This is a genomic window from Rhizobium leguminosarum, assembly GCF_010668065.1.
Classification (GTDB): Bacteria; Pseudomonadota; Alphaproteobacteria; order Rhizobiales; family Rhizobiaceae; genus Rhizobium; species Rhizobium leguminosarum_S.
This window is the reverse complement of record NZ_WUEN01000003.1, coordinates 68,433-94,182: the sequence shown is the minus strand read 5'-3', so window position 1 is coordinate 94,182 and position 25,750 is coordinate 68,433. Positions and strand designations below refer to the sequence as shown.

Genomic DNA, 25,750 nt, shown 5'->3' with positions numbered 1-25,750 from the left:
ATGCGGCTTGAACTGAAAGAGATCACCAGTGACGCGACGGCGCCAGCAGGCCAGTCGAAATGGTTCTTCGAACGTGGCCGGCGAACGCTCGGCCGGGCACCGGATTGCGACTGGCGGCTGCCGGAGGATCGTCGCTCCATTTCGAAGCTTCATTGCATCATCGAGCGCGACCGCGAAGGCTTCCTGCTGCGCGACCAGAGCGCAAACGGCTCCCGGGTCGACGGCCTCGCCGTGCATGAAGGCCAGATCGTGCGGCTTTCCGACAGGTCACGGCTGGAGGTGGGCGGACTTGCCTTTTCCGTCCACATATCGGGCGAGAAAGACCGCGAGGTCGAGGATCCCGATGCCGGTCTGATGCTGAGTGACGAACCGCTGACCATTTCCGCCATCCTGGCCGATATCGCTCCCGGCGGTCATACTGCAAACGGCATCCTTGGCGAGCGTGCCAGCGATGACTGGGCTTTTCCCGAAACGGGCGGCAAGAAAGCGACGGCCTCATCTCGCAATGTCGAGATCGGCTGGAGCGGCCCTCCGGAGATCCGCTCAGTCACCCAGCTTCTGCCGGAGGATTGGAATTCGGAAGAGACCGAATATGGCAGCCATCTGGAACATGGTTCCGCCACCCATGTTTCCGCGCCCATCACTCAGCGCCGGCGGGCACCGGTGATCGAGATCGTCAACGACAACGATCCGGACCCGGATTCCGAGGAGTTTCCGGCGCTGACGATCGGCCGGCCCGAAGCCTTCGCCGATCGCCTGGAGCCGCTGCTTACCCGGCTCGAGGAGGCTGTCCGGAATAGCTATGCCGTATTCGAGATGAATTTGCCATCCGCCGCCAGCGAGCCGGACTTCCTGGCCGACAGCAGCAGGGAGGAAGCGCTTCTTGCCCGCATCGAAACCCTGATCGGACAACAGCTCAACTTCAATTTCGCGCTTGAGGCTCTGGTTCAGACAGCAGGCCGGCTGGAGCCGCGCATGCTGGAGGCGCGGGTCGAGACCGGAGCCTGGCGCCTGCCCTGGGGCCGAGACCGGGCCTATTGGCGCGCCTACCGGGGACAATTCGAACAGGACGGCAAGAGCCAGTCAATCCATGACGTTTTCCGCCGCGCAATGACGGAGGCGGTAAACGGCACGCAGGCAGGGCCTCGTCCGCAAGACGGGCAGGAAGGAAAAGACGCGCATCATGAGGAATGAAAACCGGGTGGCCTGGAGCGAAGGCATGTTCCTTCGCGTGCAGCATTTTCAGCAGGCGGACCGCTGGACCGAGCGGCTCGTGCGCACCGCGACGCACGGCCTCTCGCCCTATCCCTGGGGGGTGGCGGAAATCGGCATCGACCGCGGCGCCCTGGCAATCGGCCAATTCGCGCTGTCGAACCTGCGCGGCGTATTGCCGGACGGAACGCCCTTCGAAGCCCCTGTTGATACCGACCTGCCGCCGCCGCTCGATCTCGACGAGAACACCAAGAATGCTGTCGTCTATCTCGCACTTCCCGCCCGCCAGCCGGGCAAGGCCGATGTGGCGCTGAACGGCGATGCCGCGCGCAACAGCGTCCGGCTCGTCGCTTCGCCCTATGAAGCGCCGGATGCCAATGTCGAAACCGACTTCATGGCGCCGATCGATGTCGGCCGTCTCAGCCTGCGTTATCTCAGAACCGGTGATGAACTGGCCGGCTACGAGCTTATCGGACTTGCCCGTATCATCGAGGTGCGTTCCGACAGGGCCGTGATCCTCGATCCGGACTATATCGTGCCGAGCCTCAACTGTACGGCTGCTGCACGGCTGGGCGAACTGATCACCGAACTGCTCGGCATCGTGCGCCACCGCGCCGAGGCGATCGCCGAACGGATCGGCGATCCCACCATTCGAGGGACCGCGGAGGTCGGCGACTACCTGCTCTTACAGATGCTCAACCGCGCGGATCCGATGCTGAAACACATTTCGGCGAATGCGACGCGGATCCACCCCATCGTCTTTTACGAGACCTGCATCCAGCTTGCCGGCGAGCTCGCCACCTTCACGACCGACCGCAAGCGCGCGAGCGACTTCCCGCCTTACCGCCACGACGACCTGAAGGCGACGTTCGCGGCCGTCTTCGACGATCTGCGCGCCTCGCTATCGTCCGTGCTCGAACAGGCAGCCGTGGCGATCGAGCTGGCCGAACGCCGGCATGGCGTCAGGATCGGCACGATCAACGACCGTTCGCTGCTGAGGGATGCCGGCTTCGTGCTGGCGGTCCGGGCCGAGATGCCGGCCGAAGACGTGCGCCGCAAGCTGCCGGCGCAGATCAAGATCGGCCCGGTCGAGCGCATCGCCGACCTCGTCAACGTCGCGCTGCCGGGCATCCCCGTTCGGCCGCTGCCGGTGCTGCCGCGCCAGCTCCCCTATCGCTCCGGCACCATCTATTTCGAACTCGACACCAAGAACCCGCTTTGGAAACAACTCGATACTTCGGGCGCCATCGCCGTGCATCTCGCCGGCGATTTTCCCGGGCTCGAAATAGAACTGTGGGCCCTTAGAGAATGAAGAACGAACCCGCCTCCACCTGGCAGAACCTGCCGACCATTGTCGAACTTACCGAGGACGGCACTCGGAAAAAGCAATCCGCCCGCAAGATGGCGGAGATGCTGGATGACGTCCTCGACTTTCCCGAAAGCGAGGGCGGAAAGGCGTCGGCGGGTTCGCTTCCGAAGGGCGCAGCTTCCGTCGAAACGCTCGTCCGGGATTTTCGCTTCGGAGCCGAAGACGTGCCGACGCTGGTGCGCTCGGCCGCACCCCTCCTCAACCTCGCCCATGCCCTGCGCTACACGGAAGAACAGCCTGAAATCGACGAACTGCGCCAGGTGGCGATCGAGGCCGTCGGCCGCTACGAACGCGATCTGGCGAGCGCCCGCATCAGCCCCGAACGAGCGCGCGCAGCCCATTATGTCGTCTGCGCGACGGTCGACGATGTCGTGCTCAGCAAGGCCTGGGGCGTTCGTGCCGGCTGGGCCCGCTCGGGTCTCGTTTCCACCTTCCATATGGACGTGACCGGCGGCGAACGGGTGTTCGACCTGCTCGACCATTTCCACCAGAGCCCCGGCGCCAACAAGGACCTGCTTCTCCTCATCTATCTCTGCCTGTCACTTGCCTTCGAGGGCCGCACCCGCGTTTCACCGCGCGGCGGGCTGGAGCTCGGGCGCATCCGCGACGGCCTTTACAAGACGCTGCTTGGCCAGTACGGCGTCTTCGAACGAGAGCTTTCTCCCCACTGGAAGGGCGTTTCGGCTCGGCATCAGCCGTTGCGCACCGCAGCCGCGATCTGGACGCTTCTTTCCCTTCTGACGCTGATCCTGGCGTTCGGCTACCTGTTCTTCACGCTCTCGCTCAATCGTGCCTCCGACGGAACGTTCGAGCGACTTGCGAAGCTGCCGCCGCGCGATATGCCGAGCGTATTGGTCAAGCTTCCGGAGCCGCCGCGGCAGCCACCGCCCGTCGTCGTCGCCGAAACGCAGCCAACGCCCCCACAACCGCCGCAAGTGAAACCGCCGAGCCGGCTCGACAATCTGCTCGCCTTCCTCCAGCCGGAGGTCGAGAAGAAGCTCGTCACACTCTCGGATTCGAATGGCAGGCTGCTGGTGCGGATCAGCAATTCCGGCCTGTTTGCCACCGGCAGCGCGGAGGTCAGCCAGAAATTCCACGATCTACTCCAGCGGATCGGCGGGGCTCTGGCCGCAGAGAACTTCCGCGCCGTGGTGGTGGGTTATACCGACAATGTGCCGATCCGCACCGTGCAGTTCCCCTCCAACTGGCACCTTTCCGAAGCCCGCGCCAAGGCGGTCGGCGAAATCCTGGGTTCCTTCACAGGGCCGGGCGCGATCCTGACCGAGGGGCGTGCCGACACCGATCCGATCGCCGCCAACGATACGCCGGAGGGCCGGGAGATGAACCGCCGCACCGAGATCCTGGTCCTGACCGATCCAAGCGAGCGGCTGAACGATGCGGGTTTGACGACACCGCGTCAGGCCGACATGCCGGATGAACCGACGGCGCCCGCCGCAGGAGGTGCCTCGCGATGAACCCGCTCAGTTATTTCTATACGCTCCGCTCCTATGTGGAGGCCTATGCCGGCCTCATCGGCCGTCGCTTCATCTCGATCATCTGGGTGGCGGCAATCTGTGTCGTCATCTGGTTCTATGGCTATCTCGCCGCCTATGGCGACTTCAAGCCGCTGGCGAGCACCAGCGCGCGGCTGACGCTGATCGGCATCATCCTCGCCGCCTGGCTCGCTTATCTCGTCTTCACGACCATCCGCGACCGACGCCGCGACAAGCAGCTCGTCGACGGTATCGAGCGGGACGCGGAAGCAGAAGCCGCGGCCAGCCAGCAGGCTGAGGTCGGCGAGATCCACGGTCGGCTCAAGGAAGCGCTGCAGCTGCTCCGCCGCATCACCAAGAAGCGCTTCGGCTATATCTACGAGCTGCCGTGGTACGTCATCTTCGGCGCGCCGGGTTCCGGCAAGACGACGGCGCTCTCCAATTCCGGCCTCAAATTCCCGCTCGGCGATGCGCTCGGCAGCAATTCGGTGCAGGGGATCGGCGGTACGCGCAATTGCAACTGGTGGTTCACCGACGAAGCCATCCTCGTCGATACGGCCGGCCGTTATACGACGCAGGACGATCTGAACGGCACCGCCAAGGCCGGCTGGGAAGGGTTCCTCGGCCTGCTGCGCAAGTACCGGCGTTCGCAACCGATCAACGGCGCGCTGGTGACGCTGTCGATCGGCGATCTCCTGACGCGCGATCCGGAAGCGCAGCGCGAGGAGATCAGGGCGATCCGCCAGCGGCTTTCCGAACTCGATGAACTCCTGCATGCGCGCGTGCCGGTCTATCTGCTGCTGACCAAGGCTGATCTGCTGACCGGCTTCGTGGAGTTCTTCGACGGTTTCAACAAAAGCGACCGCGAACAGGTCTGGGGCACGACTTTCGGGCTCGACGAGAGCTACAAGGCGGCGAACCTGCCGGAACGCTTCCTGGAGGAATTCACCCTGCTGCAGCAGCGCGTCGATACCATGCTGATCGAACGGCTGCAGCAGGAGCCCAATCCGGAATTGCGCGGCCGCATCTTCCGTTTCCCGGCCGAACTCACCTCTTTGAAGGAGCGTCTGCACGAGGTCGTCACCGAGCTTTGCTCGGGTTCCAAGCTGGTGGAGGCGCCGCTGCTGCGCGGCATCTATTTCGCTTCCAGCACCCAGAGGGAGGAGACGGTTACTGTGCCCCGCATGCGGCGCAGCTATTTCCTTTCGCGCCTCTTCAAGGAGGTGATCTTCGGCGAGGCCTCGCTGGTCGCCCGCGACAAGCGGCTTTCGGGGCGGCAGCTGCTCTTCCGCCGCGCGGCCTATGCCGCCACGGTCTTGCTGCTTGCCGTGGTGCTGACGAGCTGGACGGCCACCTACATTCAGAACACCACGGCGCTGGCCGGCGCGGAAAGACGCATAGACGCCTACGAACAACTGGTGCGTGGCGTGCCGGTTCGCGATGTTTCGGATGCGGATTTCCTGCGCATCCTGCCGGCGCTCGACAATCTCGCCGCCGTCACCACCGACTTCTCGAAGACCCGCGTCTGGCCGATAAGCCTCGGCCTCGACCAGGAAGGCAAGGTCGCCAGCCGGCAGCGCGAGGCCTATCAGCGGGCGCTGAACACGCTGCTCCTGCCGCGCATGCTGGTGCAGCTCCAGAAGGACATGACCGAGACCACCGACGTCACCCGAACCTTCGATGCGTTGAAGCTCTACGGCATGCTCGGCGGGCTCGGTCCGATGAATGCCGACTTTGCCGCGCTGGAAGCAGAAGACATGTTCACGAAGCTCTATCCCGACGAAGGCAGGGCAGCGGCCCGGCAGGCGCTGATTGCCCATGCCGATGTCATGGCGCGCGGCGCGCTGCCACCGATCGAGCTCGACAAGGCGCTGATCGCCAAGGCGCGCGAGGTCATCCGCTCGCAGAACATCGCCAGCCGCGCCTATGACATTCTGGCGGAATATCGCAGGTCCCGCGCGCTTCCCGCCTGGAGCCCGGCAGGCGCGCTGGGGCCGCTCGGCGAACAGGCTTTCGAGCGGACCTCGAAGGCGCCGCTCAACGAAGGCATTCCCGGCCTCTTCTCCGCGATCGGCTACCGCACCGTCGTTCTGCCTGGGATCACTGACGCCGCGCGCGAGGCGCTCGACGAGCAATGGGTCCGCGGCGATCCCAATCCGGCCGGTGTCACGGTCGACACAATCGCCCAGGCGACGCTTGAGCTTTACTTCGATGCCTTCGAGCAGCGCTGGTCGACGATCCTCACCGATATCAGGGTGAAGCCTTCCCAGACGATTAGCGATGCGGCGGAAACCACCCGCATCCTGGCGGGCAAGCCCGGTCCTGTCGAGACGATCACCAAATCGATCGTCGCTGCCACCGATCTGCGCGCACCCGGTGCAGAAATCGCCTCGGCCGCCGGCGACAACCTGCCAGCCTCGACCACGGCGCTTGCCAGCGCAGCGAACGCGCCCGACCCCTTCGGCCGTCTTCGCGAAGCGCTGAAGGCACCGGCCGGCCAATCGTCGCCGGCCGACCAGCCGAAGGATGCGCCGCGATCGGAGATCGGGCAGCTCGAACCGATCCTGCAAAGGGTCCAGGAGCAGCTTTCTCGCGCCACGACGTCGACCGCCGAAGTCGCGAAAGTCTTCGACGTCGACAGCCAACTCACCGACGCCAACCAGGACCTGCTGCAACAGGCCCGCAAGCTGCCGGCGCCGGTCGATAGCTGGATGGCGGGACTGGCTGCGGATGTCGGATCGCTAGCAGTCAAATCCGCCCGTTCGCGCATCAGCGACGCCTGGGCTGCCGAAGGCGCGGGCTTCTGCTCGAATGTCGTCGCCGGTCGTTATCCCTTCGACCGGAAATCTCCGCGCGACGTGGCGATGAGCGATTTCATCAGGCTTTTCGGACCGGAGGGGCTGTTCAAGACCTTCTTCAAGGAAAAGCTCGAAGCCTTCGTCGACACCAGCGCCTCGCCATGGGGCTGGAAGGGCACGTTCGGCGCGACAAGCATTCCGAGTGCGGCGATCGCCCAGTTCGAGAATGCCGACAAGATCAACCGCGCCTTTTTCCCGGCCGGCAGCGAGAACCCATCGATATCGATCAACGTCAAGCCGGTATCGCTGACCGAGGCGGCCAGCGCCGTGATGCTGGAGATCGAGGGCGAACGCGTGGTCTATTTCCACGGGCCCATCCAATCGAAATCGATCACCTGGCCGTCGACCGAAGCCAGCAACGTCTCGCGCCTCGCCTTCCAGCCGGGCGGCTGGCAGCAGGCGCTGACGGAGAACGGCGACTGGTCGCCCTTCCGGCTCTTCGACGATGCCGATCTCGCCATACAGGGCGACGACCTCTTCCGGGCAAAATTCCAGCAGAACGGTCAGACGGCGGAGTTCGACGTGCAGTTCGGTTCGGTGCTCAATCCATTCCGGCTGGTGGCGCTCGGCGCCTTCTCATGCCCGGCGCAATTCTGACCGCTCCGTCATGAACGAGCGCGCCACCCTGGACCGAAGCCAAACCGAAGCCGACAGGATCGGCTTCTTCGGCAAATTGCCGAGCCATGGCGATTTCGTTTCGACGGGACTGAGCCGCCACCTGCAGGCGTCGCTCGACGCCTGGCTGCAGTCGGGGCTGCAAGCGGCGCAGCGGGAACTCGGCGAGGATTGGGAACGCCGCTTTCGCATGATGCCGGCATGGCGTTTTATCGTCGAACGCGGTCTTTGGGGGCCGGCCACCATTGCCGGCGTTCTGCTTCCGAGCCTCGACCGCGTCGGGCGCAGTTTCCCGCTGGTTATCGCCGCCCAGCTTCACGGCTTTGCCGAGCATCCGCGTCAGCTCTACCTTGATGACACCTGGTTCACGGCCGCCGAGGCGATCGCCGAAAGCTCGGCCAAGCGGGATTTCGACATCAATCACTTCACCGCGAGCCTGAAGCGACTGCGGACCCTGCGCCCAGCCGACCTCGCGGAAAACGAGACGCTGCAGGACAATGCTTCCGGCCGCGGCACGCTCTGGTGGCGGATCAGCCCCGAGGATCGGCGAGCCAAGGGGTTTCGTGTCGGCGGCGCCCCGGACCCCGAGGATTTTCTGAAGCTACTGCACGACAATTCCCCCGCGGCTTCTGCACGGCGGCAACCCGAAACGGCCGAGACACCAGGCCCTGTTATCGCCGAACCGCATCGTCCGCTGGTGATCCGCCACAGCCATGCCACCCATCCCGGCACACGGCTGAGCGTCAACGCCGATGCGCTGCTCGTTTCGGAAACGCCCTCGCTTTTTGCCGTCGCCGATGGCATCGGCGACGGCAGCAGCGCTGCCGAGGTCGGCAAGATCGCCGTCCATATGCTGGCTGAAACCGGGAACCAGCAGTCGATCGAAGCTCTGGTGCAGGACATCAAAGGCAAGCTTGGCCGAGCCCACGGCCTGCTTCAATCGGCCTATCTTTCTTCTGATCGCGAACCGTCGGCCGCGAGCATAGTCGTGCTGGCCACGCTTCGCGAAAGCTGCGCCCTGCTCTGGGTGGGTGACGCCCGCTGCTATCTTCTGCGGGATGGCATGATGCGCTGCCTCACGCGCGACCACGTGGAGATCGGCCTGCGGCGCACGCTTTCGCGCGCCATCGGCATGCGGGGACATCTCATCCCCGAAGTCCGCTCCGGCGGATTGCAGGCCGGCGACAGGCTCCTGCTCTGCAGCGCGCCCCTCCCAACCACCGTGCCCGAGCGAAGCATTGCCGAAATCCTCATTTCCGCAAAGATCGAAAACGCGGCCGATATTCTCGTCCAGGAGGGGCTGATTGCCAATTGCCGTGAAAACCTCAGCGCGATCGTGATCGATGTGAAGACCGATGACGGATGATCATCCGGAGATGGATTTCGAAGAGATCGCGCGACGTTTTTCGCATCTCTGGCAGGCGTTGAATCACGGATCACCCGAGACCCGGAAAATCCTGGTAGACCGCGTCCGGGACGCGCTTGATCGGGGAGAGGCCCGGCTCCACGAGCCGGATTGCGAGATCGTCGCCAACAGCTTTATGCTCGAGGCGCTGATCCATGACGGCGCGGCCACCCGGGTCTATCGCGCCCGCCATCGCGATCTCGGAACGCTGCATGCCATCAAGGTGCCGCAGCCCGACCACGCCGACGATCCCGTCCTCAGGAAACTGATGCTGCGCGAGGCGGAAATCGGCATGGCGCTCCGTCATCCCCGCATTGCCGCGACCCAGACCGTTCTGCGCCTTGCCGATGGGCGCCCTGCCCTGGTCATGGAGTGGCTCGGGAGCCGGCTTGCGGATCTTTTGCAGGAAAGGCCGCTATTTCTCAGTGAGGTTATAGCGGTCACGACGGCGGTGCTTTCAGGCCTGGAAGCCATCCATGCCGGCGGTTTCGTGCATTGCGACCTGTCGCCGCTCAACCTTCTCGCCGACGGCGATCTCTCCCGTTTGAAGATCGCCGATTTCGGGATCGCGCTTGAGCGCGGAGGCCGGCATGGTCAATTCGATCTTGTCTTTGCCGGCCAGCCGGATTTCGCATCCCCCGAACAGTTGGCCGGTGAACCGCTCGACGAACGATCCGATCTTTACGCCGCCGGGTGTCTTCTGTCCTTGCTGCTCAGCCGTTGCAACGAGGAGAGCGATGGAACCGAAGCCCTGGTGGCATTGGCGAACCGCCTATCGCAACGGACCCCGCAGGACAGGCCCGAAAATGCAAGAGCCGCCTTGCATCTGCTCGGCGGCTCCGCAAAATGTCTTGTTGTCGATGCTTAATTGCCGCTGGAACCGGGGATCGGTGCTGCGGCCGTCGGCACACTCTTCTGGTACACGTTGAAGAGCTTGGCAAAGTCCACCAGGCTGGCGTTGCTGGCGTAGATGATATCGCCGTCCATCATCTGGAACCGCTGCATCAGCGCCAGATTGGAAACGTCCTTCAGATTGACGCGATAGATCACCGGCTTGGTGCTGACGACAGCCGGCACGGGGTTCTTGGCATTTGCGGCCGCAACCTGCGTATAGACCGGCTGGTTGCGCAGCACATAGAAATTGCGCGCATCGGCACGATCGTCGAGCAGGCCGCCGGCTCGCCCGAGCGCCTGGGCAAGCGTCAGTCTGCCCGGTTCGAATTCGAACTCGCCGACACTCTTGAAGGCGCCGAAGGCGGTGAAGGTGGGTGAATCCTTGTCGATATAGATCTGATCATCAGGCAGCAGGTAGACATTCTGTTTGTTGTCGTCGATGACGCGCTGGAGCGGCACGGTGGCGCGCTGCTTGCCGCGCATCAGCGTGACGGTCGCGGAGCCCGGAGCAGACGATGCGCCGCCGGCAAGTGCGACCGCATCGAGCACGCGCTCCTTGCGGGCGGTGAGCGGGAAGCGACCGGCGGCACGCACGTCGCCATTGACGGTGATACCGCTGGAGGGCCTGTCGACCACGGTGACGACGGCCTGCGGATTGACCGCCGACCCCTTCAAGCCGGTGACGATGCGCGTCTGCAGCGCCTCGGTCGAGGAATCCACAACCCGCTGTTTGCCGACGAAGGGAAGGGTCACGTTGCCCGTGGAATCGACGGTGAAGCGCCCGAGATTGAGGGTCTTGCTTTGGGTTGAAGAGAAAAGTCCCTCTTCGCCGGTGTCGAGGATCGTTACCTCGATGACGTCGCCGCGACGCAGCCTCGTATCGGCAAAACCACTCGAGCGCATGAGGCTGAGCCCGGGATCTGTGGCCGCATAGGCAAGCGGGGTGACCGCAACCGGACCCATCGGCGCTTCCGAGAGCCTGACGACCGGAATCCGCTCGTTGCTCTGAGGGGCGGTGGCGTTATAGAAACCACCGGCGGTTGGGCCATCCGAGGGCCGGGCGCATGCGGTGAGAACTGCAACAAGGACGAGCGGCGCCAACTTTCGCATCAAGTATCCTTTTGGCAATATTGAGAGAATCGGAAAATATCAGCGGTGCACGACCGAGCAATACCAGTTGCACGCGAAAAATCAATTATGACAGTTCGGAGGCACGCAGGTGTGGCCAATTGGCAACTGCGTTCCTTAAGTTGAGTGTGATGGAGGCTTGTTTGAACCGGTGCCACGCACCAGCTCAAGCTGCTCATCGGAGTTCAGCCTGGAACCAAAACCTTGTTACGCCTATTCGGTCGAGAATGGCTTTCGAACGTATGGCGAGTGGACAAATGGCCTTGCGCATCAAACGAATGTCGAAAGAAGACAAAGACGGCATGCGCATCCTGGTCGACCGGCTATGGCCGCGCGGGTTGAGCAAGCAGGATGCAGCAGTCGATATCTGGTTGAAGGATATAGAACCAAGCCCAGCGCTGCGCCGATGGTTTGGCCACGACCCCGCCAAGTGGACCGAGTTCCAACACCGGTATCGGGACGAGCTGGAGAAAAATCCATCCGCCGTCGAGGAGCTGAAACGCCAGATCCGGCAAGAGGACGCGACGCTTCTCTACGCTGCGAAAGACTTGCAGCACAATCACGCCATCATGCTTCAGCGCTTCCTCGGCAAAGACTGACGCGTCGGTGACCGACGCCGATGAGACGCGCCCTTTCCGTGTCCGAAATTTCCGGGAACCTTTTCGACAAACCTGCATCCAATGTTCGCTTCCGAAGGCGCAACACCGTTGTCGCCGGAAGGCATTCGGTCACGACACAAGGAAGACAGATCATGTTGAAACGAATTCTCGGCGCCACTCTGATGGTGGCATCGCTCGGCACGGCCTCGATCGCCGCCGATGCCAAGCCGACCGATCCTCAGATCGCCCACATCGCCTATACGGCGGGACAGATCGATGTCACCGCGGCAGAGCAGGCGTTGAAGAAGAGCAAGAATACCGAAGTCATTGCATTCGCCAAAACCATGGAGCGCGACCACAAGGCCGTCAACGACCAGGCGCTCGCCCTCGTCAAGAAGCTGAAGGTGACGCCCGAAGACAACCCCGTCAGCCAGTCCTTATCGACACAGGCAGGTAAGGAACTGACGACGCTGGAGGCACTCGACGGCGTGGCGTTCGACAAGGCCTATGTCGAAAACGAAGTCGCCTATCACAAGTCGGTCAATGACGCGCTTGCCAACATCTTGATCCCGTCGGCTCAGAATAAAGATCTCAAGTCGCTGCTGGAAACGGGCCTGACCCTGTTCAAAGAACATCAGATGCATGCCGAGCATCTGGCTTCCACGATCAAATAGGCTTGAGGAATGGGCTCGCTAATGAAATCGCTCCCGCTGCTGTCCGCACTACTTTGGGCTGGCAACGGGGTTGCCTCGGCGGCGGACCATCAGATCACCATCACCGGCATGAAATTCAGCTCGCCACCTGCCGAGATGCATGTCGGCGATGTAATCGTCTGGCGAAACGATGATATATTCCGGCACACGGCAACCGCTCGCGACAAGAGCTTCGATGTCGACCTGCCGCCGAAATCGGAAGGCCGCATGACGGTCGCCCAAGTGGGAGCGATTGATTTTTATTGTCGTTTTCATCCCGCCATGACGGGCAAGCTGGATGTCCGGCGGTAGGCCGGGCTCCAATCGAAAGACGGGCGGCGGAGAATTCTTCATGACAGCCATTCCAGTTCCGGCCGAGCGACACCGGCAGCAGATGTCGATACTGTCCGACGCCGATCTCGTGCCTTTGGCGAAAATGGGCGACGAGCTCGCCATCCGCGCCATCGTTCAACGTCACAATCAGCGCCTGTTCCGAACGGCGCGCGCCGTCATCCGCAACGATGCGGAGGCGGAAGATGTCGTCCAGGCCGCCTACATCAAGGCATTCACCAATCTGGCGACATTCCGGGGCGAGGCGCAACTTTCGACATGGCTGACCCGCATTACGCTCAACGAGGCGCTGGGCCGTGTGCGGGCCCGAAAGAACACCACCGGGCTCGAGGAAATCGACATGCAGACGACGGCACCGGGTGGCCAAGTGTTACAGTTTCCATCCTCCCTGTCCGCAACCGATCCGGAAACCGAGCTCGCCAGGAGCCAGGCGCGGCATCTCCTCGAAAATGCGGTAGACGAACTCCCGGACGATTTTCGCGCCGTGTTCGTGCTGCGGGATATCGAAGGCATGAGCACGGACGAGGCCGCATCTTATCTCGGCATAAGACCGGAAACGGCCAAGACCCGGCTGCATCGGGCGCGGAAATTGATGCGGCAATCGATCGAAAAGCAGCTCTCCGGCGCATTCTCGGCCCTGTTTCCGTTCGACGGCGCCCGTTGCTGTTTCATGGCCGATCGTGTCATCGCTGCCCTTCGCAACGAGACGCCATGATGTCTCGCATGAAAGTTGTCGATGCGGCTTTCCAAGGGAGCAATAAAAACTCCTGTGATACCGACGGCTCCTTATTATCGCTAATCCGATTGGACTGTAGCCCGTCAGAGGCTAAGACATGCGGAGGTCAATCGTGGTGTCGAGAGCGTAACCCGATCCATACACGGTCCGAATCCTCAGATTGCGGAGTCCTGCAAACGCTTTTCGCAGCCGCCCGATATGCACATCAACCGTCCGGCTTTCTACAGCGTGCGGATCGGGCCAAACGGCCTCAATGAGTTGCTCGCGGGTACTGATCTGCCCCTGCCTTTCCAATAGAAATCTGAAGATTCTCATCTCCATAGGCGCAAGCGCTATTCTCTTGCCTGAAACCACGACGGCGTGCGGCCCGAAGACAATCTCGGTGGGGGCAGCAAAGTTAGGCAGAGTCGAAGCCTCCGACCGCGGGCTTATACCATGAAGAAAGGCCAGAAGCTTTGAAGGCGACAAAGGACGCGTGATGCCTTCGTCGAGGCCTGCCTTGATTAACTGCAAGTGCTCTGCACGCATATCGCCGCCGATGAGTGCACCCACCGGAAGCCCTGAGCCCTTCAGGAGCGCGCATAGAGGCGCAACATCGCTCGGCCAGCCTGCACAATCCAAGACCACGGCAGACAGCTCTGCTGATGCGCAGGCGTCCGCCACATCGTCGTCACTTGCTGCAAGACGAGCTTCAAGACCTTCACTACGCAGAATGTGCGCGAGGAGTAGATAAAGCTCCGCGTCCTGCGAGCAAATGAGAATGATCGGAGGCATGTCGACGCCCCTTTTGTCGCTTGATGACGCGGCAAGCCTCAACTCGGTGCGAACTCGCCGCCGTTGACATCTATGATGGCTCCATTGACGAACCCGGCATCCTCCGACACTAGGAAAGCGATCACGGCAGCGACATCCTCCGGCATACCGAGCCGACCGGCTGGAATACGAGCGAGTGCGTCGACGTTGATCTTGCTTTTGGGAGAGCCGGTCAGTGGCGTGAGGATGCGGCCTGGCGCGACAACATTCGATGTTATGCCATAGGGACCATATTGAGAGACCAGCACGCGGGACAAACCTGAAAGCGCGGCTTTAGACGTCGCATAGCCGGCGCCGGCGATCCGTGGTCTCGTCCGGCCGGCAAGCGATCCAATCAATATGATTCGTCCAAAACCGCTTTTCCTCATGCCAGGCAGAACAGCGCGGCAACACAACATCGCCCCGGTCAAGTTGACGGCCAGCACGTCGTTCCACTCCTCAAGAGTAAGGTCAGAGACGTTAAGAGGACCGTCTGGACCTTTCGGCGAGATCCCGGCGTTGCAGACGAGAATCCCAGGTGCGCCCAAGTTATGGGCGACTTCGCCGAAGAAATGCTCGATCGCCGCCGGCTCGCGCAGATCTACCTGCCTCGCAAACCAGCGCTCTGGTCCGAAAGCCTCAGCAAGCGCAGCGCCCGCGGCCATGACGCTTGCCTCGCCATGGCTGAAGACGGCAACCCGATGACCGGCCTTGAGCAGACGAAATGCGGTGGCAAGACCGATCCCAGTGGTGCCGCCGCTAATGACTGCAACATGCGGACTGCCACCAGGGGTCATGCCGCGTGATCCATCGCAGAAAATAGCGAAAGGGGCGGATGGGCGGCCGCCTCTGTCATGACCTCAATCAGCAAGGGACCATCTTCACGCAGGCCGCGCTCGAAGTATCGAGGAAGATCGGCGGGATCGGAGATGCGAACTGCAGGGCAACCGCAAGCTTCCGCAATCTTCCGATGATCGACATCCGCAAAGCTGCAGGCCGTCGTGAACGTGCCGAACTTGACAGTTTCCGCATCACGTTGGAATCCAAGGATCCCGTTGTTCAACACGATGATCAGTACGGGAAGCTTGCTCCGCACCATGGTTTCCAGCTCCGCCCAGCTATGCGCGAAACCGCCGTCCCCTACGATGGCAACGACTGGTTTGTCCGGTTTTGCCGCTTTTGCGCCGAGCGCAAGTGGCAAGCCCCATCCGAGGCCAGCAAGGCCCCGCGGAGACAGGAAGCGCATACCGGGGGAAAGGGCCCGCAACTGGCCGGCTATCCACATCGACGAATAGCTGGCATCTGAAACAACGGTCGTATCTGCCGTCAGCACTTGCTGAAGGTCGCACATGACCCGTTCAGGACGGATCGGACTCTTGTCCGAACGGGCGACAGATTGCCGCTCCGTGTCAAATGCGCGCCAGAAACCAGCAATCCGAGCCGTCAGCTTACTGCGCTGCGACGAGCGGTACGAGAGATCGCGTCGGGCAAGCACGCTTCGAAGCGCGCTGATGGTTTCGGCCGCATCGCCTGCCAGTCTGACCGCCTCGTAGTTGCGCCCGATTTCGGTGGGATCGACATCGATGTGGATGACTGATGCGGACCGGGGGATTTGGCGCCAACTGTCAGTGCCATTCTGATTGGTTCGTGTTCCGACCAAAATGACGAGATCAGCCTCTTCGACAAGGGCAAGCGTGTGCCGTCCGAGCGATCGCGGACCGACGAGAGCGCCGAGAACGCCGGCTGACAGCGGGTGGTATTCGTCGACCGCGCCTTTTCCCATATTGGTCGTTAGCACGGGAAGCGAGGCTTCGTCCTGTAGCCTTGAAAGCTCGCCCGCGGCATGGCTTGCATGGACGCCTCCTCCAGCGATGACGATGGGTGCCTGGGCTGCGGCGATCATCGAGGCTGCGCGCTCGATGTCGCTATCGCGCGGACGCAACCGATCGAGTGGCCAGTGGCCAAGCACAGCCTCCCGACGAAAGAGCGAAGGGGCTATCTGCTCTCGCAGGAGGTCGGCGGGGAGCAGGAGAGCTGCCGGTCCCGGCCGGCCCGAGGCGGCTGCCGTGAAGGCAGCATCGACATAGTCGTCGATCCGCTCAGCAACCAGCACCTTGCGTACCCATTTCGTGCAGGATTGGAATAGGATGAGATGATCGAGTTCCTGGAATGCATTGCGATCAGCCTGATCTCGTTCGACATCCTGGACGAGAGCAACGAGCGGAACGCTAGCCTTCAGCGCTTCGGCCAGCGGCGGAACGAGAAGCGTTGCGGCAGGTCCGTTCTGCGCTGCTACCACACCGACCTTGCCGGACAGCCGCGCATAGCCATCGGCCATGGTCCCTCCCATGTTTTCCTGTCGGTAGGCGATTTGACGGATGCCAATTGCTTCGGCCGCAAGGATAACCGCTGAGGGCAGGCTCTGAGCAAAGATGTGGGTGACGTCGTGCCTCTTGAGGGAAAGAGCGATACGCTCGGCGACGGTTAAATTTTCGGTTGCCATGGTCACATGCCTGCTTCGGTAGGGTTTTTTTCGAGGGTTGAAAGGAAGTCTGCGAAGGTTGATGTGATCGCGTCACCATCTGCTGTCGTCATTGCTGTCGAAAGGCACGCGGCAGCACCGTTGGGCATCAGGATGCCGCAATTGAGGAAATGCCTGGAGAGGCGCGCCATCAACTCGGCCTCTTCCGGCGCGAGGTATGCCTGCCGGAAGTCCCCTGGCTGCTTCCCTTTCGGATGGATTCGAAACAGGGATGCAGCCCCCGTTACGCTAAAGGCTGCGCCGTGACGCTCGATTTCATTTCGAAGGCCGGCCCGGATGCGATCGCCAAGGCTCTCGAGTGAGCCGAAAGCAGCTTCCGTCATCGCCTCCATGGCGACCCGGCCTGCGACCATCGATACGGGATTTGCGGAAAATGTACCGCCTTGCGGCAGCAGCGGTTTACCGCTGTCGCTTGCGAAGACCCGCATCACCTCCTTGCGCCCACCGATCGCCCCGACAGGAAATCCTCCGCCGATTATCTTGCCAGCGGCAATTAGATCGGGCTGGAGACCATAGCGCGCTGATGCACCCAAATATGACTGCCGCAGATTAAGAACTTCATCGGCCACAATGAGAATCCCGTACTGCTTTGCGATCGCGCCGACCGCGGCAACGAAGCTCGGCTCAGGAGCGATCAACCCGGCGCGGCTCGGCATCGGATCAACCAGGATACAGGCCAGTGCGGGAGCAGCCGAAGCGATCCGACGCTCCAGATCGGCAACGTCATTGAAGCGGATAACGGTCACCTCCTCGCCAACCGAAGCCGGCATACCGCGATAGGCGGGGACGGCTGCCGACCGCAGAGGGTCGTTCCATATAGCCGGCGACACCGCCTGGCCTGTTTCCGCCCAATCGTAAGCGCCGTGATAGGCGCCTTCGATGCGTGCGATACCCGGCCGACCCGTGAAGGCGCGGGCGGCCTTGATCGCAAACATCACAGCCTCGGTCCCGCTGTTGACGAAGCGAATATGTTCGATCGCTGGAATGCGCTCGATCAAAAGCTCGGCCAGGGTAATCTCATGCTCAGTCGGGTTAGAGAAACATGTTCCGCGATGAAGTAGATCGGCAACCGCGTCGGCAACTGGAAGAAAGCCATGGCCGTGAATCAGTGTCGTGAAGTTATTGTTTAGGTCGAGTAGGCGGTTACCGTCGACGTCGATGAGATAGGCTCCCTCGCCGCGCGAAATGTAGAGCGGGCTGGGCTCGTGATCGACGGTGACGCGCGTGATCCCGGTTGGAAACACGCGGCGACCCTTTCTAAAGAAGTGTTCGGACCTCGACCGGGAAAATCCCCGGCCGGTGCGAAGGACATTAGGGTGAAACATTTGATCTTCTCCGGCCAATGCGGGTCGCGGTGCAACCCTTCACAATTTTGTTATAACAAAAATCATGAACCTGAAGAAGTTGCAACAAAAAAATCAGTTGCCGCTGCTATTTCCGGCTGAGACGCTCCTGTGCAGTTTTTTTCATGCGCCGATAACCATCACGAATGTCGTTTTCCATTGCCGCCCGGACAGCAGACGGATCTTTATCCACCAGCCCCTCTATCGCAGCCATATGATTGTGGACACCGTATTTTGCTTCCGCAAACTCCGGATAAAGGTCATGGAACGAAGCGCCGACCCTTAACCACAGGGCCTCGATAGTCGAAAGGAGGTGTGGCATCTCGCAAAGCCGGTAGATCGTAAAGTGAAATTCCTTGTTGTCGTGAAGAGCATCGGCGTAGCGCTTTTCATTGAGTGACAGTGTGATTTTCTCTTGCAGGGCCAAGAGTTTGTCGATTACCTCATTGGTCGCACAGGGCGCGCTTTTTTCGGTCGCCAACCCCTCAAGCGCAAGCCGCATCTGCGTGACTTCGTAAAGCGCCAGAAGATCCAGATGGGGGACGATAACGGTTTTAGGACCCACCATGACGAGGGCGCCCTCGAAGACCAGTCGGTTGATTGCCTCGCGCGCCGGCGTGGCCCCGACGTTCAACATTTCGGCAACCGTGCGGATCGGCAGCTTGTGACCGGGCTTGTAAACACCGCGCGTGAGCTGCTCCTTGATGGATGAATAGGCGAAGTCGCTGAGGCGTCCAGACTGCAAATCCGACGCCGACGATTCCTCTCCAGTTGTATTTCCGTTCAAATTTGACCCCCACACGTTGACATCTTCACATTTTTGTTGCAACAAAAATGAATTACACGAAAACCGATACCGGAATGTGACAGCATACCGGTATCGCGAATATTAGCAACGCCTTGGCTGGGAAGGCCATGCCCGAACAGTTGCCGGCCTTGCCCGCATGACACTCACAGCACCTGGCGCCGCACGAGCGGAGCCGGGAGGGTTCAATGCGTGTCAAAGCACGCGAATGAGGAGATATCATTTTGATTGGTGCGCCCGTTTTCATCGATCGTATAGGCAAGGCCTACGGCAGCCAGACTGCCGTTGGCGCAGTGACCCTGGATATTCCGGCAGGCGACTTCCTGTCGATCCTCGGTCCGTCCGGATCGGGTAAGACGACGCTTCTGACGATGATCGCCGGCTTCGAAAGCCCATCTGCCGGACGCATCATCATTGGCGGGCGAGATGTCACCGCCGTATCGCCCGATCGCCGCAATATCGGGATGGTCTTCCAGCGCTATGCCCTATTCCCGCATCTGACCGTCGCCGAAAACATCGCCTTCCCCCTTAAGATGCGCGGCATCCGTAAGGATCTCAGGACAGAACGCGTTGGCCGGGCGCTCGACCTCGTCCAACTCCCAGACTACGCCAAGCGTTATCCCCACGAACTTTCCGGCGGTCAGCAGCAGCGGGTGGCGGTCGCGCGCGCGATCGTGTTCGAACCGCCTGTTCTCTTGATGGACGAGCCGCTCGGGGCGCTGGACAAAAAGCTGCGCGAGTCCATGCAGATCGAGATTAAGCAGCTGCAGCGGCGCCTCGGTGCGACGGTCATCTACGTGACGCACGATCAGGAGGAGGCGTTGACGATGTCCGACCGGATCGCCGTTGTGGCAAAGGGGCAACTCGCGCAGCTCGGAACCCCGGCGGACCTTTACTGTAATCCGCAGAGTGCCTTTGTTGCCGATTTCATCGGCAAGATGAACTTCCTGACTGGAGAATTCCTGGGCGAGACTGCTGGCCGCCAGACGATCAGACTGGGTGACGACGTCGTCATTGATACGCCCGGTGCTCCCCATGGCTTCGGGGGTTCGGCAAAGATCGGTGATCGCGTTCGGCTGGCGCTCCGCCCTGAGCGCCTTGGCCTTGCAGCGCGCGGCGCAGGGGGAAAGAGCGCCCTTCCCGGCCGGATCGAAACGTCGGTCTTTGCAGGCTCCTTCGACCTTCATCTCGTTCGTGCCGATTTCGGAACCGGAGAGATCATTCAGGTCCAGATCCCTGCTGATGGTAAGCGGGTGCCCTTTGCAATGGGGGAGCTCGTGGATGTCATCGCCGAACGCGACGGCCTACGGCTCTTTGCGGTCGCGGAGGCATGAAATGACCATGACTGTCGACAATATACCCCTTGCACCAACCCCTTCAGCAAGCTGGATTTTCTCACGCTCGGCGCGCCAGTATTCGCGCGCGCTGACGTTCCTGCTTATTGCGCCGTTGATGCTCTTACTGGCCGGAGGCTTCATCTATCCAATCGGGCGGCTCGTCTCTTTGAGCCTAATGGCGCCGGGATTCACGCTGGAGCATTACGAGCGGATCGTCACCGAGCCGCTCTACTTGGAGGTCCTGCTTCGCACCTTGCAGACGGGTGCAATTGTAACAGTGGCGAGCCTGCTGCTTGGATATCCGGTTGCCTTTTTCATGGCGCGTGCCAAAGGCAAGATTGCGATGATCGTATCGGCCGCGGTGTTCTTGCCGCTATGGACCTCAGTGCTGGTGCGATCCTATGCCTGGATCGTGCTGCTGCAGCGAAACGGCATCGTTAACGGTCTGCTGATCGAGAGCGGCCTCATTAGCAGTCCGTTGAAGCTTATCTACACTGAAGGCGCGGTGATCCTTGCGATGACGCATGTTCTCATGCCCTTCATGATCCTGCCGATCTATAACGTTCTTCGCACTATTCCTGCCGAATACGCCCAAGCCGCCCGCAATCTCGGCGCCGGCCAGATTGACGCGTTCCTGCGCGTGACCTTGCCACTCAGCTTGCCTGGAATCTTTGCCGGATGCGTCATGTGTTTCATCCTGGCGATCGGTTTTTACATCACGCCGGCACTCGTCGGCGGGCCTGGAGCATTGATGATGGCAACACTGATCGGCCAGCAAACCACCGTTCTGCTCGACTGGCCATTTGCCGCAGCGCTCGCAACCGTCCTTCTGACCACGACGCTGATCTTTGTCCTTGTGTTCCGCAAGGCGCTTTCCGTTAGCAAAGGAATGAACAGTGTCAATTGAGCCCGCAGTCACCGCCTCATTCGCCCCCTCTCCCGTCAACAGCACCCATCGGCCTTACGGCAAAGCGGCATTGCGGCTCCTTGGAGGTTTCCTGATCGGAGCAATCCTGTTCTTCCTGGTCCTGCCGACGTTACTCGTCATCCCGATTTCGCTGAACGACAGCAGCTATATCGAGCTCCCGCCGAAGGGCCTGACGCTTCGCTGGTATAGCGACTTTCTCTCCGATCCGGACTGGCGCGCGGCAACGATCTTCAGTCTGCAGATTGCGCTGGCGACGACGGCCGCTTCGACTGTTATCGGGACATTGGCCGCCATCGGGCTCGTTCGCGGCAATCTCCCGGGAAAGACCCTTCTGCAGGCATTGTCGCTGGGACCAATGATCGTTCCCCATGTTGTCTTTGGCGTCGCCCTTTATCTGGTTTTTTCCCCGCTCAGCCTGACCGGCAATTTCGCTGGTTTCCTGATCGCGCACACCGTACTTGCTGTTCCCTACGTGATCATCACCGTGTCGGCAGCACTCGAGCGCTTCGACACGTCACTCGAGCTTGCCGCACTGAATTGCGGGGCAAGCCGGGGCCGCGCCTTTTTCAGCATTGTGCTTCCTAACATCGCCCCGGCGGTGGCTGCGGCTTCTGTCTTTGCGTTTCTGGCGTCGTTTGATGAGGCGACAGTCGCCTTCTTTATTTCCGACACCGGCGGAAAAACGATCAGCCGCAAGATGTTCGAGGACATCGATTTCAATCTCACGCCGGTGATAGCGGCGGTTTCGACGCTGCTCGTCGCGGTATCGCTGCTGCTCATGGGGACCATTCATCTCCTTACCGGCCGTGGTGAGGATTAACGTGATCATATCAATCGGACAGAGGAACAACCGATGAAAAAGCGAACGAAGTTCAAGCTACTGCTTGCGGCTTGCCTCATGCTTGCTGGGGCGGAGGCGGCGCAAGCCGAAGAGCAAGTCATCATTGCGACCACAGGCGGCGCCTACGATGCCGCGCTTCGAAAATTCTGGTTCGTGCCGTTCACCGAAAAGACCGGCATCAAGGTTGTTTCAGTCGCGGCAACGAATGCCGAGATGCGGGCTAAAGCTGCGGCCATGGTCAAGACCGGCAACGTCACCTGGGACCTTTACCCGGACGGCGAGATCCAGGCGAGCGCTGAAGCGCATCGGCTGACATCTGAAGACCTGACCGAGTTTTGCAAGCCTTTCCAGGGCAGGCCAGATCTGGTCGAGGATGCCTGCGTCAGCGCCGGGGCCAGGCTTTTTTCAACCGCAACGCTGATGGCCTACGACCCGACCGGCTTCAAGAGCGGAAATCCGTTGAGTTGGGCCGATATGTGGGACGAGACGAAATTTCCCGGTGGCCGCTCGTTTCCAAATTTCGACGATCCGTGGCGGGTCATGGCTGCCGCGCTCCTCGCCGACGGCGTTGCGCGCGACAACCTCTTTCCACTCAACGTCGATCGCGCCCTTAACAAGCTCGACGAGATTCGCCCGGCGATATCGCTCTGGTGGAAGACCGGTGATCAGAGCGTTCAGGGCTTTCGCAACGGCGACTACAGCATCGGGCAGATCTGGCTGACGCGTGCAAACACACTGAAGGCGGAAGGTCGCCAGATCGCCTGGTCCAAGCAGGCCTCGTTCCTCGTCGGCGATCGCTTGACGATCATCAAGGATGCGCCGAACCGCGGAAATGCGTTAAAGTTGATCGGCTACTGGCTTGATCATCCGGAGGCGCAGGCCGGCGTGTGCGACGAACTGCTTTGCACGCCGCCAAGCCGTAAGGCGATCGATTTGATGTCGCCGGCTGCACGCGCGGCCCTGCCGAGCGACGAGGACATCCGGGATTACATCGTCATCCCGGATGCTAAATGGATCAACGACAATGCCGCGATGATGCTCGAGCGTTGGAATGCCTGGATCCGATGACGATCCCCCTCCGGGCGGCGTTGCCGCCCGGAGGTGTGGAGACGGATCTTATCCCTTGAGAGCACGGTTGATGGCAGCGGCGACTTCGCGCACTTCGAAAGCCGTGTGGCCGGCAGTCGGGCATATTCGCAGCCCTGCCCTTCCCTTGGCGACTGTCGGGAAAAAAATGGCCGACGTATAGTAACCGGAATCAAGCGCCAGTCTGGCAGCGCCGATTGCCGCAAGCTCGTCACCGACGACGACGGTCCTGATCGGGAGGCGGGACCCTGCCTGTGCGGTCGGCACCAGTTCGTCGAAAAGAGAGATGTGTTCTGCGAGTGCCCTTTGCCGCACGCCCAGTTCCGGTGTGCGATGGATCGATTGCGAGGCGAGAGCTGCACCGATCGCCGCAACATTGATGGAGGCCGAGAAGGCATGCGCGAGAGCAAAGCGCCGGAAGATTTCCTCCTGGAACGCAGTTGCGAGCATCAGCATGCCGCCTGAGGCTCCGAAACCCTTACCGAGCGAGGCTGCGATGATCGTCCGCTCGCCGAGACCCTCGGGCATTTGTGAACGGGCAAACCCCTCACCTCTTTCGCCGAAGATCGATATGCCGTGAGCATCATCGATGTAAAGGAAGAGGCCGTATCGCTCCTGAAGCTCGCGCAACTCCTTGATTGGGGCACACCCGCCCATGGAATACACACCGTCGCAAACATAGGCGACCGTATCATTATGGCGGCAAATATCTTCGAGCGCCTGAAGATCGTTGTGGCCGATCGTGCGGACCTCGCATTCTTCGGCAACGATGGGCTTGTTGAAGGCAAGCGTCGCATGTGCAAGCCGGTCGAATACCATGACCGGTTTTGTGCCGCGGGTCAGGACTCCGGACGCAATCAGCGGAAGCGCGCTCAAGTTGGCGGCAAGCACAGTCGTGTAGGTAATCACCCTCGCGCCAAAGAGATCAGAAAGAGCATCTTCGAGGTCTCCGAGGGCTGCAAAATTGAGCCGCGTGCGGGCGCACGACCAATGCAGAGTCCCGTAGCGCCGAACGGTCTCGATTGCGCCTTCGATGATTGAGGGATGATTGTCGAGTCCGAGATACGAGCAGCGGACGAAGTCGATGACGCGCTCCGATCTGCCCCCCGAAACTGGCAGTTCCACCGCTCGTCCATCGGACGGATAGACATAGAGTGCCATCAGGCCGTCAAGATGGGCGGCTGCAAAGTGGGGACTTGCGTGGCTAATCAGGCCCGCGGTGTTTCTGTGGGATGTTTTCGCCGATCCGGCGCCCGAAGCTACCTCTTGCATGCTGTCCTCCCAAAAGTCCTACGGAGACTCACGCTATGCGCGAGATGGTTGTTTATGCAACGAAGGCAACGGCAAATTTTCGGGACGTTTCGGTGAAGATGTGAACGTGGCGGAGTTCACATGCTTTAGGAGATGTCGAATGCGTATCCTTCCTTCGGCACAGTGCGGATCACATCGTGGCCAAGGACGCGCTTCAATGCACGCCGGAGGCGGCCGATATGAACATCGACTGTTCGCGGCTCGACGAATACCGACTTTGGCCAGGCAGCGGCTATCAGCTCCGCACGGCTGAGAACGCGCCCCGCATCACCCACAAGGGCACTCAACAGACGGAACTCGATCGGGCTCAGATTGACCGGCGTGCCTCGCACCAGAACACGCCGGCTGCTGACGTCGAGCTTCAGATCGTCAAATATCGGAGCAAGGCGCCTAGTCGCTTCGCCAAAGGAATTGCCTATTGCACCATGGAGGTAAGACAGGAGCCGTTCCGGCGGCATTGGCCTTGTAAAGCTCTCATCTACGTTGGCTTTCAGAATGTCGAGATAGGCGGCCTTTTCGGCAACGAGCGCTATGAGCGTGACGTCGCTGGCAAGTCCCCTTTCCCTCAGACCCGACGCGATATCAGCCAGAATTTGTGAACCCGGCTGGCAGTCGACGATGATAGCTGCAGCGTCACGCTCCACGGCAGTAGCTACCGCCTCGCTCGGAATATCGACGAGCATCGTCCTGTATCCGGCTCCCTTCAAGATGTATGACAGCATCAAATAATAGTCAGCGTCTTGGGATACGACCGCCAGAAGTTCGCTCATCGTCTCGCCCCGCCAGTTGCTGACCTTACCGCGACTGCTTTTGATACCACAAAACTTTCAGAAAACTGCCTCATGTTGATGGAACCTCATGCCCTGGCTCGTAAAATGTGCGCAACAGAATCGCATAAGCGCTATCATTACGGGTATTTTTATAGCTTGCCTTTCTATTTTGTTACAACATAATGTTGAGAGCGCGAAGAATCTCGCGCCAGAGCGCATATTGCCAGGGACGGCACGTGATCGTGGCCCACTCGGTGGGATCGACGTCCGGCATAATTTGATGGCCTGTTTCCGGACGGTTACGGGGCTTTTAATGCGCGAAATGTTCAAGAAGTTCTCAACCGGCAGCGCTGCGGCGACACCGGATTTTTGGAGTGATGCAGATGTCGGGGAGATAAGTACGGCTGCCCGATCGCTTTACGGACAACATGCGAAAACAGCGGCTGCCTGGTGCGCACTATGCGCGCGCTACGACGGCCGCTCAGGTGATTTCACCTTTTGGGTAGGCGTTTTCAAACATCTGGGGACGGAAGAGATTGTGGATTTCCAAAAGCAAAGGCAGGCTTCGCAATGACGCTGGAGGTATCTGAACGTGCGCGTTTAGCTTCGCGAGAGTAGCGCCTGCCTCCAGCGGTAACCTCCA

23 protein-coding genes are annotated in these 25,750 nt (G+C 61.0%); 15 read left to right on the top strand and 8 right to left on the bottom strand.

Features of this window, described 5'->3' with window-relative positions:
* The 6 genes from GR198_RS08905 to GR198_RS08880 are packed head-to-tail and all read left to right on the top strand — an operon-like array spanning nt 1 to nt 9,820.
* Nucleotides 1-1,194 carry a type VI secretion system-associated FHA domain protein gene (locus tag GR198_RS08905; RefSeq protein ID WP_131708278.1) on the top strand — a complete coding sequence of 398 codons (1,194 nt, stop codon included), beginning with the start codon at nt 1-3 and terminating at the stop codon, nt 1,192-1,194.
* A complete protein-coding gene (gene tssK / locus GR198_RS08900) occupies nt 1,184-2,524 on the top strand; it encodes a type VI secretion system baseplate subunit TssK (protein ID WP_131708277.1) in 1,341 nt (446 codons plus the stop codon). Before GR198_RS08905 ends, tssK begins: the two co-directional genes overlap by 11 nt.
* Nucleotides 2,521-4,056, top strand: coding sequence for a type VI secretion system protein TssL, long form (tssL, locus tag GR198_RS08895; RefSeq protein WP_164068395.1), 1,536 nt, complete (start codon nt 2,521-2,523; stop codon nt 4,054-4,056). The genes tssK and tssL overlap by 4 nt, the downstream gene beginning before the upstream one ends.
* Nucleotides 4,053-7,529: a type VI secretion system membrane subunit TssM gene (tssM, locus tag GR198_RS08890; protein ID WP_164068393.1), complete on the top strand. Its 3,477-nt coding sequence runs from the start codon at nt 4,053-4,055 to the stop codon at nt 7,527-7,529. Before tssL ends, tssM begins: the two co-directional genes overlap by 4 nt.
* A gap of 10 nt (nt 7,530-7,539) precedes the next feature.
* The gene (gene tagF / locus GR198_RS08885; RefSeq protein ID WP_164068391.1) at nt 7,540-8,913 is read left to right on the top strand and encodes a type VI secretion system-associated protein TagF; all 1,374 of its coding nucleotides are present in this window, start codon (nt 7,540-7,542) and stop codon (nt 8,911-8,913) included.
* Complete coding sequence (locus tag GR198_RS08880; protein ID WP_164068389.1) at nt 8,903-9,820, top strand: serine/threonine-protein kinase; 918 nt, start codon at nt 8,903-8,905, stop codon at nt 9,818-9,820. Before tagF ends, GR198_RS08880 begins: the two co-directional genes overlap by 11 nt.
* On the opposite strand, the gene GR198_RS08875 is transcribed toward GR198_RS08880, so the two are convergent.
* Nucleotides 9,817-10,956: a polysaccharide biosynthesis/export family protein gene (locus GR198_RS08875; RefSeq protein ID WP_164068388.1), complete on the bottom strand. Its 1,140-nt coding sequence runs from the start codon at nt 10,954-10,956 to the stop codon at nt 9,817-9,819. The genes GR198_RS08880 and GR198_RS08875 overlap by 4 nt on opposite strands.
* 275 nt (nt 10,957-11,231) lie before the next feature.
* Here GR198_RS08875 and GR198_RS08870 point away from each other — a divergent pair, with 275 nt between their 5' ends.
* The 4 genes from GR198_RS08870 (at nt 11,232) to GR198_RS08855 (ending at nt 13,331) form a co-directional block, all read left to right on the top strand.
* The gene (locus tag GR198_RS08870; RefSeq protein WP_164068386.1) at nt 11,232-11,573 is read left to right on the top strand and encodes a DUF488 domain-containing protein; all 342 of its coding nucleotides are present in this window, start codon (nt 11,232-11,234) and stop codon (nt 11,571-11,573) included.
* Nucleotides 11,574-11,725: 152 nt separating this feature from the next.
* Nucleotides 11,726-12,247 carry a DUF4142 domain-containing protein gene (locus tag GR198_RS08865; protein ID WP_164068384.1) on the top strand — a complete coding sequence of 174 codons (522 nt, stop codon included), beginning with the start codon at nt 11,726-11,728 and terminating at the stop codon, nt 12,245-12,247.
* Between the two features lie 9 nt (nt 12,248-12,256).
* A complete protein-coding gene (locus GR198_RS08860; protein WP_164068382.1) occupies nt 12,257-12,577 on the top strand; it encodes a cupredoxin domain-containing protein in 321 nt (106 codons plus the stop codon).
* A 40-nt stretch (nt 12,578-12,617) separates the two neighbouring features.
* The gene (locus GR198_RS08855; RefSeq protein ID WP_164068380.1) at nt 12,618-13,331 is read left to right on the top strand and encodes an RNA polymerase sigma factor; all 714 of its coding nucleotides are present in this window, start codon (nt 12,618-12,620) and stop codon (nt 13,329-13,331) included.
* 111 nt (nt 13,332-13,442) lie between these two features.
* Here the strand turns inward: GR198_RS08855 and GR198_RS08850 are convergent, their stop codons facing one another.
* From GR198_RS08850 to GR198_RS08830, 5 genes are all read right to left on the bottom strand, one after another.
* A complete protein-coding gene (locus GR198_RS08850; RefSeq protein WP_164068378.1) occupies nt 13,443-14,126 on the bottom strand; it encodes a winged helix-turn-helix transcriptional regulator in 684 nt (227 codons plus the stop codon).
* Nucleotides 14,127-14,164: 38 nt separating this feature from the next.
* Nucleotides 14,165-14,941 carry a 3-oxoacyl-ACP reductase FabG gene (gene fabG, locus GR198_RS08845; protein WP_164068376.1) on the bottom strand — a complete coding sequence of 259 codons (777 nt, stop codon included), beginning with the start codon at nt 14,939-14,941 and terminating at the stop codon, nt 14,165-14,167.
* On the bottom strand, nt 14,938-16,647 hold the full coding sequence (locus GR198_RS08840; protein WP_164068375.1) for an acetolactate synthase catalytic subunit: 1,710 nt from the start codon (nt 16,645-16,647) through the stop codon (nt 14,938-14,940). Before GR198_RS08840 ends, fabG begins: the two co-directional genes overlap by 4 nt.
* 2 nt (nt 16,648-16,649) lie before the next feature.
* On the bottom strand, nt 16,650-18,011 hold the full coding sequence (locus GR198_RS08835) for an aspartate aminotransferase family protein (RefSeq protein ID WP_164069037.1): 1,362 nt from the start codon (nt 18,009-18,011) through the stop codon (nt 16,650-16,652).
* A gap of 106 nt (nt 18,012-18,117) precedes the next feature.
* Nucleotides 18,118-18,816, bottom strand: a complete 699-nt coding sequence (locus tag GR198_RS08830; protein ID WP_164068373.1) for a GntR family transcriptional regulator — start codon at nt 18,814-18,816, stop codon at nt 18,118-18,120.
* A gap of 242 nt (nt 18,817-19,058) precedes the next feature.
* Between GR198_RS08830 and GR198_RS08825 the strand changes: the two genes are divergently transcribed.
* From GR198_RS08825 to GR198_RS08810, 4 genes are all read left to right on the top strand, one after another.
* Nucleotides 19,059-20,168 (top strand): ABC transporter ATP-binding protein, encoded by a 1,110-nt coding sequence (locus GR198_RS08825; RefSeq protein WP_164068370.1) that lies wholly within the window; start codon nt 19,059-19,061, stop codon nt 20,166-20,168.
* A gap of 1 nt (nt 20,169) precedes the next feature.
* Nucleotides 20,170-21,078 carry an ABC transporter permease gene (locus GR198_RS08820; RefSeq protein WP_164068368.1) on the top strand — a complete coding sequence of 303 codons (909 nt, stop codon included), beginning with the start codon at nt 20,170-20,172 and terminating at the stop codon, nt 21,076-21,078.
* Nucleotides 21,079-21,148: 70 nt separating this feature from the next.
* Complete coding sequence (locus GR198_RS08815; RefSeq protein ID WP_164069036.1) at nt 21,149-21,919, top strand: ABC transporter permease; 771 nt, start codon at nt 21,149-21,151, stop codon at nt 21,917-21,919.
* A 33-nt stretch (nt 21,920-21,952) separates the two neighbouring features.
* Nucleotides 21,953-23,008: an extracellular solute-binding protein gene (locus tag GR198_RS08810; RefSeq protein WP_164068366.1), complete on the top strand. Its 1,056-nt coding sequence runs from the start codon at nt 21,953-21,955 to the stop codon at nt 23,006-23,008.
* A gap of 48 nt (nt 23,009-23,056) precedes the next feature.
* On the opposite strand, the gene GR198_RS08805 is transcribed toward GR198_RS08810, so the two are convergent.
* Complete coding sequence (locus GR198_RS08805; protein ID WP_164068365.1) at nt 23,057-24,298, bottom strand: 8-amino-7-oxononanoate synthase family protein; 1,242 nt, start codon at nt 24,296-24,298, stop codon at nt 23,057-23,059.
* 125 nt (nt 24,299-24,423) lie between these two features.
* A complete protein-coding gene (locus tag GR198_RS08800; RefSeq protein ID WP_164068363.1) occupies nt 24,424-25,107 on the bottom strand; it encodes a winged helix-turn-helix transcriptional regulator in 684 nt (227 codons plus the stop codon).
* An 88-nt stretch (nt 25,108-25,195) separates the two neighbouring features.
* Here GR198_RS08800 and GR198_RS35730 point away from each other — a divergent pair, with 88 nt between their 5' ends.
* Nucleotides 25,196-25,681 (top strand): hypothetical protein, encoded by a 486-nt coding sequence (locus GR198_RS35730; RefSeq protein WP_246711078.1) that lies wholly within the window; start codon nt 25,196-25,198, stop codon nt 25,679-25,681.
* The last annotated feature ends 69 nt before the right edge of the window (nt 25,682-25,750 follow it).